The sequence below is a fragment of the Hydrogenophaga aromaticivorans genome, from assembly GCF_013387465.1.
GTDB classification, from domain to species: Bacteria; Pseudomonadota; Gammaproteobacteria; order Burkholderiales; family Burkholderiaceae_C; genus Hydrogenophaga; species Hydrogenophaga aromaticivorans.
On record NZ_VYGV01000006.1, the window covers coordinates 174,560 to 188,283 of the forward strand.

9 protein-coding genes are annotated in these 13,724 nt (G+C 68.4%); 5 read left to right on the plus strand and 4 right to left on the minus strand.

Going from position 1 to position 13,724, the window contains the following annotated elements; genetic code table 11:
* Positions 1-2: 2 nt before the first annotated feature.
* Positions 3-734 carry a phosphate regulon transcriptional regulator PhoB gene (gene phoB, locus F3K02_RS05205; RefSeq protein WP_177134010.1) on the plus strand — a complete coding sequence of 244 codons (732 nt, stop codon included), beginning with the start codon at positions 3-5 and terminating at the stop codon, positions 732-734.
* A complete protein-coding gene (gene phoR, locus F3K02_RS05210; protein WP_177134012.1) occupies positions 731-2,050 on the plus strand; it encodes a phosphate regulon sensor histidine kinase PhoR in 1,320 nt (439 codons plus the stop codon). The genes phoB and phoR overlap by 4 nt, the downstream gene beginning before the upstream one ends.
* A gap of 7 nt (positions 2,051-2,057) precedes the next feature.
* On the opposite strand, the gene F3K02_RS05215 is transcribed toward phoR, so the two are convergent.
* The 4 genes from F3K02_RS05215 to trxA all read right to left on the minus strand — a co-directional run bounded on the left by F3K02_RS05215 (position 2,058) and on the right by trxA (position 6,170).
* Positions 2,058-3,758, minus strand: a complete 1,701-nt coding sequence (locus tag F3K02_RS05215) for a hypothetical protein (protein ID WP_177134014.1) — start codon at positions 3,756-3,758, stop codon at positions 2,058-2,060.
* 157 nt (positions 3,759-3,915) lie between these two features.
* Positions 3,916-4,173 (minus strand): type B 50S ribosomal protein L31, encoded by a 258-nt coding sequence (locus F3K02_RS05220; protein ID WP_177134016.1) that lies wholly within the window; start codon positions 4,171-4,173, stop codon positions 3,916-3,918.
* A gap of 209 nt (positions 4,174-4,382) precedes the next feature.
* A complete protein-coding gene (rho, locus tag F3K02_RS05225; protein WP_177134018.1) occupies positions 4,383-5,645 on the minus strand; it encodes a transcription termination factor Rho in 1,263 nt (420 codons plus the stop codon).
* A 192-nt stretch (positions 5,646-5,837) separates the two neighbouring features.
* Positions 5,838-6,170, minus strand: coding sequence for a thioredoxin TrxA (gene trxA, locus F3K02_RS05230; protein ID WP_177134020.1), 333 nt, complete (start codon positions 6,168-6,170; stop codon positions 5,838-5,840).
* Between the two features lie 103 nt (positions 6,171-6,273).
* Between trxA and F3K02_RS05235 the strand changes: the two genes are divergently transcribed.
* The 3 genes from F3K02_RS05235 to F3K02_RS05245 are packed head-to-tail and all read left to right on the plus strand — an operon-like array spanning position 6,274 to position 13,720.
* The gene (locus F3K02_RS05235; RefSeq protein ID WP_177134022.1) at positions 6,274-8,985 is read left to right on the plus strand and encodes a PD-(D/E)XK nuclease family protein; all 2,712 of its coding nucleotides are present in this window, start codon (positions 6,274-6,276) and stop codon (positions 8,983-8,985) included.
* Entirely contained in the window at positions 8,982-12,395 is a 3,414-nt protein-coding gene (locus F3K02_RS05240) for a UvrD-helicase domain-containing protein (protein ID WP_177134024.1), read from the plus strand. Before F3K02_RS05235 ends, F3K02_RS05240 begins: the two co-directional genes overlap by 4 nt.
* Positions 12,392-13,720 (plus strand): TIGR03862 family flavoprotein, encoded by a 1,329-nt coding sequence (locus F3K02_RS05245; RefSeq protein ID WP_177134026.1) that lies wholly within the window; start codon positions 12,392-12,394, stop codon positions 13,718-13,720. The genes F3K02_RS05240 and F3K02_RS05245 overlap by 4 nt, the downstream gene beginning before the upstream one ends.
* Positions 13,721-13,724: the final 4 nt, after the last annotated feature.

The window sequence follows — 13,724 nt, forward strand, 5'->3', positions numbered from 1 at the left end:
GCATGAGAAAACTGCCACGCGTGCTCGTCGTGGAAGACGAACCGGCGATCGCCGAGCTGATCGCCGTCAACCTGCGCCACAACGGCTTTGCGCCCACGGTCGTTTTTGACGGCGCGGCGGCGCAGCGCGAGGTCGACGCGGTGCTGCCCGACGTCATCCTGCTCGACTGGATGCTGCCGGGCGAGAGTGGCGCTTCGCTAGCGCGCCAGTGGCGGAAGCACGAGCGCACCAAGACGGTCCCGATCCTGATGCTCACCGCGCGCAGCGACGAGTCGGACAAGGTGCAAGGGCTTGACGCGGGCGCCGACGACTACATCACCAAGCCGTTTTCCACCCAGGAACTGCTCGCGCGCATCCGCGCCGTGCTGCGCCGCCGTGCGCCCGAGATCGTCAACGACTCGGTGCAGGTGGGCGAGCTCGCGCTGGACGCCGGTACCTACCGCATCACCTTCCGGGGCCAGGAACTCAAGGTCGGACCGACCGAGTTCAAGCTGCTGCACTACCTCATGAAACACGCGGAACGGGTGCACACGCGTGGTACGCTGCTCGACAAGATATGGGGGGACCATGTCTTTATCGAGGAGCGAACCGTGGACGTGCATGTCAAGCGTTTGAGGGAATCACTGGGTGAGGCCGCCGGCATGGTGGAGACGGTGCGTGGCGCCGGCTACCGCCTCACGGCCATCAACAACACCGGACGTCCGGCGCAAGGCACCTCCATTTCCGCCGCATGATCCGGCGCTCCGTCGAACTGCTGCTCCTGGTAGCGCTGGGGGCGGTCTGGGGCTGGACGCAGGACGCCGCGGACTGGTCGTTCGTGGGCGCCTTGCTGGGCGCGCTGGGCTGGAGCGTGTTCGATGGCCTGCGTGCACGCCGTCTGCTCAACTGGCTCAACAAGGCCGACGTGGCCCGCACACCGGGCCTCTCGGGCCTCTGGGGCGAATTGCTGGACCGCAATCGCAAACTGATCAAGAAGCTGGAGAAGAAGGCCAGCAACAGCGATGCCCGGCTGGAGGATTTTCTCGCTGCCATCCAGGCATCTCCCAACGGGGTGGTGCTGCTCGATTCAGCGGGCCGCATCGAATGGTCCAACCTCACGGCCGCCAACCACCTCGGATTCGATCCGCAGCGCGACCTGGGCCAGTATGTGCGCAACATGGTGCGTGCACCGGCTTTCATGTCTTACCTTGCCGAAGGTGATTTCGGCCACGAAATCCAGATCGACGGCCCGGGCCCGCGCCCGTCACAGCCGACCCGGATTTCGCTGCAGATCCACCCCTACGGCAAAAAGCGCAAGCTCATGATCACGCGCGATGTGACCGCGGTGCAGCTGGCTGAGGCCATGCGCCGCGACTTCGTGGCGAATGTCTCACACGAAATCCGAACCCCCCTGACGGTGCTCAGCGGTTTCGTGGAAACCATGCAGAGCCTGTCGCTGGAAGAGTCCGAGCGCATCACCTACCTCGGGCTGATGAGCCAGCAGGCGCACCGCATGCAGACGCTGGTGAGCGATCTGCTGACACTGTCGCGCCTGGAGGGCAGCCCGGCGCCCGGGCCGGGTGAATGGATCGATGGCGACGAACTGCTGGGCCACGTGTTGCAGGAAGCGCGCGGGTTGACGGCGGTGATTTCAGACCCGCCCCATGAGATCGTTCAGTCCTCGGTGGCCGGTCTCTGGGTGTCGGGTGCCAAGACCGAACTGCTGAGCGCCATGTCGAACCTGCTGAGCAATGCGGTGCGCTACACGCCGGGTGGCGGACGGATCGAGGCGGGCTGGCGGCTGCGCGCAGACGGTTGGGGCGAGTTTTTTGTCAACGACACCGGACCCGGCATCGCTGCCGAGCACATCCCGCGCCTGACCGAACGTTTTTACCGCGTGGACCGCAGCCGCTCGCGCGAGACCGGTGGCACCGGTCTGGGTCTGGCCATCGTGAAACACGTGGCCCAGCGCCACGGCGGGCAGATCGACGTGCACAGCGTCGTGGGCCAGGGCTCCACTTTTGTGATCGCCTTGCCGCCGGTGCGCGTGCGCGAGCACGCGGTCAACTGAACCCCGTTCAGTTGGCCACGCGGCGGTAGACCAGCAGGCGTTCCTTGCGGTCGCTCAGGCGGCTGACGCTGGCCCTGAACGCCCAATGGGTCAATTGCACACGCTGGTCCAGCGTGGGTTGGCTCTCCGGCGAAACCACCATGCTGCGGCAGCGAGCGGTGAGACTGACATCTTCAAGACTGCGCACCAGCTGGAGGCCGCCCTGGTACTGCAGCGCGGCAATCTGGGCCTGGGACAGCCCGTCCACCAGAACACAGCTGCTGGTGGGCACCAGGCGCGCGATGCTGCGCGAAACGGGTCCGTAGCTGCGTGCAAAGTCCAGAAGTGGCAGCCACAGCGACATCAGCAGCAACCAGCACAGCGTGGCACCCGCCGCGGGCAGCACCAGGCTCTTCCAGATCGCCTGCCGGTTTCTGCCGACGCGCCACACCACCAGCCAGACCCACGCCACCGTGGCCAACAGGCCCGCCAGGAAAAGCAGCAGGGAAAACTCGGGCACGAAGCCGGGCGCCAGGCGCGCCACGTTCGCAGCGGGTTTCGCCGGAATGCCGGTTTGCATGGCCAGCCAGATCACCCAGATCGCCAGCGCACAGATCGTGAAGAAGATCAACGTGAACCAGTCAATCAGCGCCGAAACGCTGCGCCGCAGCGTGGGCAGGGCGAAGGCGGCCAGCGCTGCCATGGCGGGCAGCGCCAGCAGCAGGGCGCGATCAAAATCGGCGTTGATCGCACTGTTGACCGCGCTCACCAGCACCGTCCAGAGGGGCAGGGCCACATGCGGACTGAGCAGTTGACGCCGCCACCCCCAGAGCGTCCACAGCACCAGGGGCCACGCCGGCCAGGTGAACCAGACCAGCAGGCGTCCCCAGCGCCGCCAGTCGTCAAAACCCGCCGGCAGGCCCAGTGTGGGCCAGCTCATCTGACCGGTGAAGGCGCCGATCCCGACGGCCAAGGCCAGCAGGGCCGCCGCAGACGGCAGCAAGGGGTGCAGGGTTCGCCCAGGACGCTTGCCCATGATCAGCAAGGCCAGCAGCAAACCCGCGCCCAGACTCATGGCCACCCAGGGCGCCCCACTGAGCACCAGCGCCAGCGTCGAGACGCTCCAGAGCAGCACGCTGCGCCAGGGGTGTCGGTCATCCGCGTGGGCCAGTCGCGCAGCGGCCATCAACAAGGCGCTGACCATGGCCAGACGGGCCAGGTCCGGCGTGGTTTCATGCGACATCTGGGCCAGACCCAGACAGGCCACGAGCGCCAGCAGGCCGGCATCGGCCAGCGAGCGCGCGTAGTCGACCGGGTTGGCTTCACCCCCGAAGGCAAAGGCGATCGGCTGCGCCAATTTCTGACGCGCCAGGTGGTACACCGCGTACCAGGTGCAGACCAGGGTGAGCGCCAGGAGCAGGGCAAACGGGATGCGGGCTGCGCTGTCGGCGTTCAGGAATGGCAGGAACCGGATGAACACCGCGCCGAGCCAGTAGGGCAGGGGACCGGCCACATCGGCGGCCACGCCAAGCACCTGGGGTTGCCACCAGCTGCTGTTTCCCGAGGCCATCTCCAGCATCACCCCGAGCGCGGAAACGTCGGCATTTTTCCAGGGCTCACGGCCCAGGAACCCCGGCAGCACATAGGCGAGGCAGAACAGGACGAGTGCGACCCTGGGCAGACGGCGCACGGCCGACTGGGTCACGATGGCGGGGGTTGTTGAATTCACTGCGGGGAATATACAGGGCCGTCAGGGCAGGTTGCCTGTCGTTTCAGGCGCGGGTCACAAAAGTGCCGGGCGAAAAAAAAGCAGCCGGTCAACCGGCTGCTTTTCTGCAGAATCTGCGTTGGAGACCCGCCGCCCTGAGGCCGGGTCCGGCACCTGCTTACTTGGCAGCGGGCTTGGCGTAGCGGTTGCGGAAGCGCTCCACGCGGCCACCCATGTTGTCCACGCTCTTTTGCGTGCCGGTGTAGAAAGGGTGCGACTCGCTGGTGGTGTCCAGCTTGAAGAGCGGCAACTCGCGGCCGTCTTCCATCTTGGTCATTTCCTTGGTGTTGGCGCAGGAACGTGTCACGAACTTGAAGCCGTTGGACATGTCCTGGAAGCAAACTTCGCGGTAGTTGGGGTGAATGCCGTCTTTCATGACGATTCCTTGAGTTCAGGTGCGGCAGCCGCAGCGGAACCATTCCGCTGTACTTGTCGCAAATTGCAAAGCCTGTGATTATAGCCGGGAAAGCCGACCTGGCTGCCGGCGTGAAGTGCCTTAAGCCAAGAACACCGAGGAACCGGCTTTGCCGGGCCTCTGGTGTTGTCCCCCTCACAGGGGGAAGCGCCGTCAGGCGCGCAGGGGGGTCAGCCGCCTCTTCGCATCATGTCGAAGAACTCCGAGTTGTTCTTCGTCGCCTTCATGCTCTTCAGGACCATTTCCATGGCCTCGATCTCGTCCATGTTGTACATGAACTGGCGCAGGATGCGGGTCTTCTGCAGGATCTCGGGCGCCAGCAGCAGTTCCTCGCGGCGGGTACCGCTCCGGTTGAGCTGGATGGAGGGGAACACGCGCTTTTCGTACAGGCGGCGGTCGAGGTGGATTTCGCAGTTGCCGGTGCCCTTGAATTCTTCAAAGATCACTTCGTCCATGCGGCTGCCGGTGTCGACCAGCGCGGTGGCGATGATGGTCAGCGAACCGCCTTCTTCGATCTTGCGCGCCGCGCCGAAGAAACGCTTGGGGCGTTGGAGCGCGTTGGAGTCCACACCGCCGCTCAGCACCTTGCCGGAGGAGGGCAGCACGTTGTTGTAGGCACGGGCCAGGCGGGTGATCGAGTCGAGCAGGATCACCACGTCTTTTTTCAGCTCGACCAAGCGCTTGGCGCGCTCGATCACCATCTCGGCCACATGCACGTGGCGTGCGGCCGGTTCGTCGAAGGTCGAAGCGATCACGTCGCCGCGCACCGTGCGCTGCATTTCGGTCACTTCTTCAGGACGCTCGTCCACCAGCAACACCAGCAGTTCCACCTCGGGGTGGTTGGCGGTGATGGCATGGCAGATGTGCTGCATCATGACCGTCTTGCCGCTCTTGGGCGGCGCCACGATCAGGGCGCGCTGGCCGCGGCCGATGGGCGCAATGATGTCGATCACGCGGCCGGTGATGTTCTCTTCGGTCTTGATGTCGCGTTCCAGGCGCATCTGTTCCTTGGGGAACAGCGGCGTCAGGTTCTCGAACATGATCTTGTGCTTGTTGTCCTCGGGGGGCAGGCCGTTGATCTTGTCGAGCTTGTTCAGTGCGAAGTAGCGCTCGCCGTCTTTCGGGATGCGCACCTCGCCCTCGATCATGTCGCCGGTGTGCAGGTTGAAGCGGCGGATCTGGCTCGGCGAGATGTAGATGTCGTCGGTGGACGCGGTGAAGCTCGTGTCCATGTTGCGCAGGAAGCCGAAGCCGTCGGGCAGGACTTCGAGCACGCCGTCCGCGTTCACCAGTTCGCCGCCCTTGGCGCGCTTCTTGATGATGGCGAACATCAGCTCCTGCTTGCGCATGCGGCCGGTGTTTTCGATCTCAAGCGCTTCGGCCTGCTTGAGGACTTCAGACACATGCAGTGCCTTGAGTTCGTTGAGGTGCATGGAATTCACTCCGGGAGGGAGTCGAGTCAAAAACCGGGGGAGGGGGCGCTGGCGTCCGGATGGCGGACTGGCGCTGTCGAGAGGGGCTGGGCAGTGTCGGGCCAGCTATTGGGCCGGATTATGACAGGAAAAAAAGCCGCTTGAGAACAGGGCCCGGGCGTTGCACCCGGGCCGGTCTTTCCGGCTGACCGATCAGGCGAGTTGCTGGTCGATGAAGGCGGTGAGCTGGGCCTTGCTCATGGCACCGACTTTGGTGGCGGCCAGCTGGCCATCCTTGAACAGCATCAGCGTGGGGATGCCACGGATGCCGAACTTGGCGGGCACGTCGCGGTTGTCGTCGACGTTCATCTTGGCGACCTTGAGCTTGCCGTCGTAGGAGCCTGCGACTTCGTCAAGGATCGGGGCGATCATCTTGCAGGGGCCGCACCATTCGGCCCAGAAATCCACCAGCACCGGTGCCTGGGCTTCAAGCACATCGGCCTGGAAAGTTGCGTCAGAAACGTGTTTGATCAGGTCACTGGCCATGGTCCATCCTAAGGAACGTTGAACGGGGGAGTTAAAGTCAAAGCGCTGGCGCACTGGCCGTCAGCTGCAAGCTTTTGATTGTGACAGAAACGCTCCTGACCCGATGCCTTCGAACCGAACACCACCACCAGCGTCTGCCCGACTGGCGCAAGGGGCGCAGCCGGGGCCGGGTCCACAGGAGCCCACAGGTGCGGGCGAACACCCGACCCGCCACCAATGGCGGGTCTGGATCGATGGCATCGATGCCCTGATCCGCCAGACGGGTATCGACCCTTCACGGGCACTGGTCCTGGTGCCCTACGCCCAGCTCATGGACGCAGGGCGGCGCGCCTGGGCCGAGGCCTGTCCGAGTGGTTTTTCGCCGCGCTTTGAATCCACCCGCAACTGGGCCGCGTCCTTGCAGCCTTTCGCGCCCGGCCCCACCGATCTGAGCCTGGACATGGCCCGCGACAGCCTGGTGGCAGCCGCGTTCATCGACCGGGTGGCGCAGGGGCGGCCCGATGCCTCCCTGCGTGCCGTGATGGTGGCGCGTCTGGTCGAAGCGGCGCGCCAGCTGGCACCCCTCGCTGCTGCGGTGCCGCCAGACCAGCGCACGGCCTGGGCCGAACCTTTGAGCGAAGCGCTGGCAACCGGTGTGCAGACGCTGCACTGGGAGTCGATGCTGGGTTCGCTGGCCCTGGTCTGGGCCAGCACGTCCGCTTACGCCACCGACGTGCTGTGGAGCCCGCTGGCCCGCTCGGTGTCGGGCGTGCAGACGCTGATCGTGCTGCAGGGTTTTCAGCAGGACCCGCTGGCCTCGGCGCTGGCGCGGCACTGGGGTGCTCAGGGCGCCGAACTGCCATTGCCCCTGGGCGAAGCGGACCCGGCCATGCCGTCAGCGGTTCTGCACGCCTGCAGCGATGCCGAAGACGAAGCCCAGCGCGCGGCCGCCTGCGTGATCGCGCGGGTCAATGCTGCGCAGCGGCCGGTGGCCCTGGTGGCCAACGACCGCTTGCTCACCCGCCGCGTGAGCGCCATGCTCCACCACGCCGGCCTGGGCGTTCGCGACGAAACCGGCTGGAAGCTCTCCACCACGCACGCCGCCGCCCGGCTCATGAGTCTGCTGCGCGCGGCCGATGCCCGGGCCCGCATGGACGACGTGCTCGACCTGCTCAAACAAAGTCCGGCCTGGCCCGAAGCCCAGGTGCAGGCGCTGGAGCAGCTGGCGCGCGAAGCCGGCGTGTCGCTCTGGCGCTCGGCGCTGCAGTCGCCACGCCTGTTGCCCGCGCTGCCCGAAGGCCTGCCGGCCTTGCTCGAAGGGCTTCAACCGGCGCGCCCGCTGGTGGGCTGGCTGGAGAGCCTGGCGTTGGCGCTGGCGCAATGTGGTTTGTGGGACAACCTCACCAGCGACCCGGCGGGGCAGCAGATGATCCAGGCCTTGCGGCTGGGCGAAGGCGCCGCGCAGGAACTGGTGCGGGTGACCGATGCGCTGGCCGCCACCGCGGCAGACGGCACCCCGGCCCGGACCGCCACACGTTCCGGTAGCAAGCTGTCGTTGTCGGGATTCACCGCCTGGGTGCGCGATGTGCTCGAGGGCGCGAGTTTCATGCCGCGTGGCGAGGGCGAGCCGGATGTGGTCATCCTGCCCATGGCGCAGCTGCTGGGCCGCGCGTTCGCCGCCACCGTCGTGCCCGGTTGCGACGAGGTGCATCTCAACCCCAGCCCGGAGCCGCCCGGACAATGGACGGCCGCTCAGCGCGAAGCCCTGGGGCTGCCCACCCGCGAAGTCCTGGCCTTGGCCGCCGCACAAGCCTGGCAGGCCACGCTGGCGCTGCCGCAACTCGACCTGATGTGGCGCACGCAGGAGCGCGGCGAGACCCTGCAGGCCAGCCCCTGGGTGCAGGCGCTGCCCGGCTTCGGGGCGGACGCCAGCGCCGATCCACGCCCCCAGCGCACGCTCCAGCCGCTGGCGCAACAACGGCCCCAGCCGGCCGCGGGCGACGTGCTGCCCGAGTCGCTCTCGGCCAGCGCCTACCAGGACCTGCGCGACTGCCCCTACCGTTTCTTTGCATTGCGCCAGTTGCGGCTGGTGGACGCGCCCGAGCTGGAAGCCGAGCCCGACCAGCGCGACATGGGCAACTGGCTGCACGCCGTGTTGCGGGCCTTTCACGAACAGCGCGGCGACCGCCGGCCCGGTCGGGAGGTCGACCGCGCCGAGCTGAACCGCCTGGCCGACGCCACCGCAGACAGCATGGGCCTCAACGCGGGCGAAGGTGGGGCCGGGTTCCTGCCCTACCAGGCGGTCTGGCCGGCGCTGCGCGAGGGTTACCTGGATTGGCTGGCCGGCTTTGAATCGACACCCGAACGCGCCGGACCGCGCTTTCAGGAAGCCGAGACCGCGCTGACCGCCCAGGCCGGGCCCTGGAAGCTGTACGGCAAGCTCGACCGCATCGATGTGCAGGACAGCCCCGAAGGCGCGATTCCTTTCGTGATCGACTACAAGACCGAGGGCCGCCCCGGCACGCTGGAGCGCGTGAAGGAGCCGCTGGAAGACACGCAGCTCGCGTTCTACGCCGCGCTGCTGCCCGACGAAAACCTGCGCGCCGCCTACCTCAGCATCACCGACAAACGCGGCGACACGGCCCGGGATGCGCCCACCCTGCTGGTCGAGCAGCCCGAGGTGCTGATGGCGCGCGAGCAACTGCGCGAAGGCCTGGCGCATGACATGGCGCGCGTGGCCGCCGGCCAGCCCATGCCCGCGCTGGGCGAGGGCCGGGTGTGCGACTTCTGCGCTGCGCGCGGCCTGTGCCGCAAGGACTTCTGGAGCGCCGCATGACCGAAGCCGCCTACCGCATCAACGGCACCCAGGTGGCGCGCGAGGCCTTCTACGCGCTGGCCTGCGACCCCGCGCGCAGCATCGCGGTGGAGGCCTGCGCCGGCGCCGGCAAGACCTGGATGCTGGTCTCGCGCATCCTGCGCGCACTGCTCGACGGCTGCGCGCCGCAGGACATCCTGGCGATCACCTTCACCAAGAAAGCCGCCGGTGAAATGCGCGACCGTCTCAACGCCGAGCTGCGCCGCTGGAGCCGCCTGCCCGACGGCGAACTGGCGGGCGAACTGCGCGCGCGTGGGTTGTCAGACCCCGAAGCGTTGCGCCGCCTGCCCGAGGCCCGAGGCCTGCATGCGCGGATGACGGCGCTGGGCCGACCGGTGCAGGTGCGCACCTTTCACAGCTGGTTCGCCGCGTTGCTGCGTGGCGCGCCGCTGGCGGTGCTGCAGGAGCTGCAGCTGCCGGCCCAGTACGAACTGCTGGAAGACGACGCGCCCGCCGTGGCCCTGGTCTGGCCGCGCTTTTACGCCGCGCTGGCCGCCAGCGCTGAGGACAAACAGGACTTCCTCGACGCAGTGGCCGAACACGGCCGCCACCAGACGCTCAAGGCGCTGGAAAAGGCGTTGCAGAAGCGCGTGGAGTTCAAGCTGGCGGACGCCGCCGGCGTGGTCGAGGCGTCGGTGCAGCCGTTTGCTGCCCTGTACCCGGGCTGGGCCGGCCTGGCCGTGCCCGAACTGGCCCTGCTGCAGCCCGGCGCCCGCGAGCGCTGGCTGGCGCGTGCGAAGCTGCTCGGCGGCGAGACCAACAAGACGCCCAAGACGGCGGCCAGTGCGGTGGTCGATGCGTTTGAACTCGCCGACGAACCGGCGCTGATGGCCCGCCGCCTTGCGCTGCTGCGCAAGGGTTTCTTCGTCGCCAGCGAAGACCGGCTCAACACCAACCTCACCAAGTTCGTCGCCGCCCAGGAGGCCGAGCCCGAACTGCAGGATCTGTGCAATGCGCGGCGCCAGCACGCCGCGTGGTTGCACCACCAGCGCCTGGCGCGCCTGACCCGCGTGTTGCTGGTCGCGTACGCCGATCTCAAGCGCGAGCGTGGCTGGGTTGACATGAACGATGTCGAAGGCGCCGCGCAGCGCCTGCTGGCCGACGCTGAGCTCTCGGGCTGGCTGCAGCAGCGGCTCGACGCCCGCGTGCGCCACGTGCTGATCGACGAATTCCAGGACACCAACCCGCTGCAGTGGCAGGCGCTCTACGGCTGGCTCTCGGCCTACGCCGGCGCCGGGTCGGGCGAGGCGCCCTGCGTGTTCCTGGTCGGCGATCCCAAGCAGTCGATCTACCGCTTCCGCCGCGCCGAACCGCAGGTGTTCAAGGCGGCGCAGGCTTTCGTGGTGCAGGGCCTCGCGGGTGCACTGCTCAGTTGCGACCACACGCGCCGCTGTGCGCAGGGCGTGGTGCAGGCGCTCAACAGCGCCATGCTGTCGGCCGTGCAAGCCGGTGAATACGGCAGCGACTACCGCGCCCACACCACCGAAAGCCACGAGGCGGGCGCCGTGATGGCGCTGCCCCAGCTGCCACGCAGTCTGCGCGAGCGCGACGCCGCAGGGGGCGACGAGCCGGTCTGGCGCGACAGCCTCACCACGCCGCGTGTCTTGCCCGAAGACACCATGTCCGCGCTGGAAGCGCGCCAGGCGGCCGACTGGGTGGTGGCACAAATCGCATCGGGGCATCTGAAACCCGAGCAGGTCATGGTGCTCTCGCGCCGGCGCGAACGGCTGGCCTGGATGTTCGAAGCGCTGCGCGAGCGCGGCATCGCCAGCGAACAGCCCGAGAAGCTCGACCTGTGCGAAGCGCCCGCGGTGCAGGACGTGGTGGCGCTGCTGGACGCGTTGGTTTCACCGCGCCACGACCTGAGTCTGGCACGCGCCCTCAAGTCGCCGCTGTTTGGCTGGAGCGACGATGCGCTGGCCCAGCTGGCGCGCCTGCGCCTGCGCCTGCGCTGGACGCTGCGGGCCGACACCTCCACCGATGCCGCGACCGCGCCGGTGCGCCCCTCGTGGTGGGATCTGCTGCAGCGCTTCGCCGGTCTGCCGCCCGCCGAGCAGGTTGACCTGCTGCAGTTGCCGGGCCAGCCGCCCGCACCGGAACAGGCCTACCTTCTGCGCGAAACCGCCGAGCGCCTGGCGCTGTACCAGGGCTGGGTGCGATGCCTGCCGCCGCACGACGCGCTCTCGGCGCTGTACGACCACGGCGACGTGCTGGCGCGTTTCGCGCAGGCCGCGCCCGCCAGCCAGCGCAGCGGCGTGCTGGCCCAGCTGCGCGATCTGCTGGCGCAGTCGCTGGCGCAGGACGGCGGGCGTTTTCTCACGCCTTACCGCCTGGTGCGCGCGCTCAAGGCGGGTGGCATCAAGGCCACGCCGGTCCAGACACCGGGCGCCGTGCGCCTGCTCACCATCCACGGTGCCAAGGGGCTGGAGGCCCACACCGTGCTCATGCTCGACACCGACGCTCCGCCCAGCCGCCCCGAGAGCATGGGCGTGCTGGTTGACTGGCCCGGTGAAGACGCCGCGCCGCGCCGCTTCGTGTTCCTGGCCAGCGAAAAATCGCCGCCCGCCTGTGCGGTGGCGGTGCTGCAGGTGGAGCAGCAGGCGCGCGCGCTCGAAGAGCTCAATGCGCTCTACGTGGCGCTGACGCGGGCCGAAGAGCGCCTGGTGTTGTCCAGCTTCGAGCCGCACCAGCGCGGCAGCAGCGCCAGCTGGTACCAGCGCCTGCAACCCCTGGCCACACCCATCGACGCCCCCGAGCCGGCCAGCGCCGTGGCCGCGCCCGCCGCTGCGGCCGACTTCGCGCTGGCCCAGTTGCCGGTCTGCACCGCATCGCCCAGCAGTGCGGTGCCGAGCGCCCCGACAGAGCACACCGGGGTCGGCGCGGACGACGAGCACACCCGCATCGGCCTCGCGCTGCACCGCCTGCTGCAGTGGTTCCCCACGCCGGCCGAGGGTTTCGACTGGACCACGACCCACACGCAGGCCGCTGCGCGCGAGTTCGGCCTGAGCCCGGCCCAAGCCGCCGAAGCGCTGGCCATGGCGCGCCGCATCGTGAACGGCGCTGCCGCCTGGGCCTGGGACGCCATGCAGCTCGACCACTGGGGCAACGAGGTCGAGCTGTTCCACCAGGGCGAGCTGCTGCGGCTGGACCGACTGGTGCGCCGGCGCGGCGAGAGCGGTTCGGCCAGCACCTGGTGGGTGCTCGACTTCAAGAGCCACGAACACCCCGAGCGCCAGCCCGAATACCTGGCGCAGATGCAGCGCTACCGCCAGGCCATGGCGCTGGCCCGACCGGGCGAGCCGGTGCGGCTGGCCTTCATCAATCCCCTGGGCCAGCTCATCCCGCTTTCACCCGAACAACTGGCTTCATGACCGATTCCGAACCCTTGAAGAACCCCGAGTCTGCGCTGACGGTGGACGTCGCCGTCATCGGCGGCGGCCCGGCCGGGCTGATGGCCGCCGAGGTGCTGTCGCGTGCCGGTGTGGCGGTGCACCTGTTCGACGCCATGCCCTCGGTGGGCCGCAAGTTCTTGCTGGCCGGCAAGGGCGGCATGAACCTGACCCACGCCGAGCCGCTGGCCGCTTTCATCGGCCGCTACGCCGAACGCGCCGACGCGCTGCGCCCGCTGCTTGAAACCTTCGGGCCGAACGAAGTGCGCGAATGGGCGGCTGGCTTGGGCATCGACACCTTCGTCGGCAGCTCCAGCCGGGTCTTTCCGAGCGACATGAAGGCCGCGCCGCTGCTGCGCGCCTGGCTACAGCGCTTGCGGCATCCAGCGGAGGGGAGGGCACCGGTGCGTTTCCACATGCGCCACCGCTGGACCGGTTGGGTCGATGGCAGCGGCACGCTGGTGTTTCAATCCCCCGAAGGCGAGAAGCGGGTACAGGCCCGCGCCACGGTGCTGGCGCTCGGCGGGGCCAGCTGGGCGCGGCTGGGCTCCGACGGCGCCTGGTGGCCCGTGCTTCGGACCGCAGGCGTGGACCTGGCCCCCTTGCAGCCCAGCAACTGCGGTTTCGACGTGGCCGGCTCGGCGGTGCACGGCGTGAGCGCTGGCTGGAGCCGCTACTTCAGCGAACGCTTCGCCGGGCAGCCCTTCAAGTCCGTGTCGCTGCACTTCACCGACAGCCAGGGCCACCGCTTCGATCGCCGGGGCGAATTCGTGGCCACCGCCACCGGCGTCGAAGGCAGCCTGATCTACGCCGTGTCCAGCCTGTTGCGCGATCAGATCGCTGCCCAGGGATCGGCCACCTTCACGCTGAACCTGCTGCCCGACCACAGCGCGGCGCAGGTGCTGGCCCACGTGAGCCACCCGCGCGGTTCGCGCAGCCTCTCCAGCCACCTGAAAAGCCGGCTGGGCCTGGACGGCATCAAGCTCGCCCTGCTCAACGAGCTGCTGCCCCGGGACACCCTCAACCAGCCCGCGCTGCTGGCCGCCGCGATCCAGGCCTTGCCGGTCACGGTCGTGGCGGCACGTCCGCTGGACGAAGCCATCAGCACGGCGGGCGGCGTGCGCTTTGAGACGATGGATGCCGCCCTCATGCTGCGCGAGAAGCCCGGTGTGTTTTGTGCCGGCGAGATGATCGACTGGGAAGCGCCCACCGGGGGCTACCTGCTCACGGCCTGCCTGTCCAGCGGACGGCTGGCGGGTCAGGGCGTGGCTCGCTACCTGGCGCAGTCGCCAGCGCCGCTGCCCTGACGCG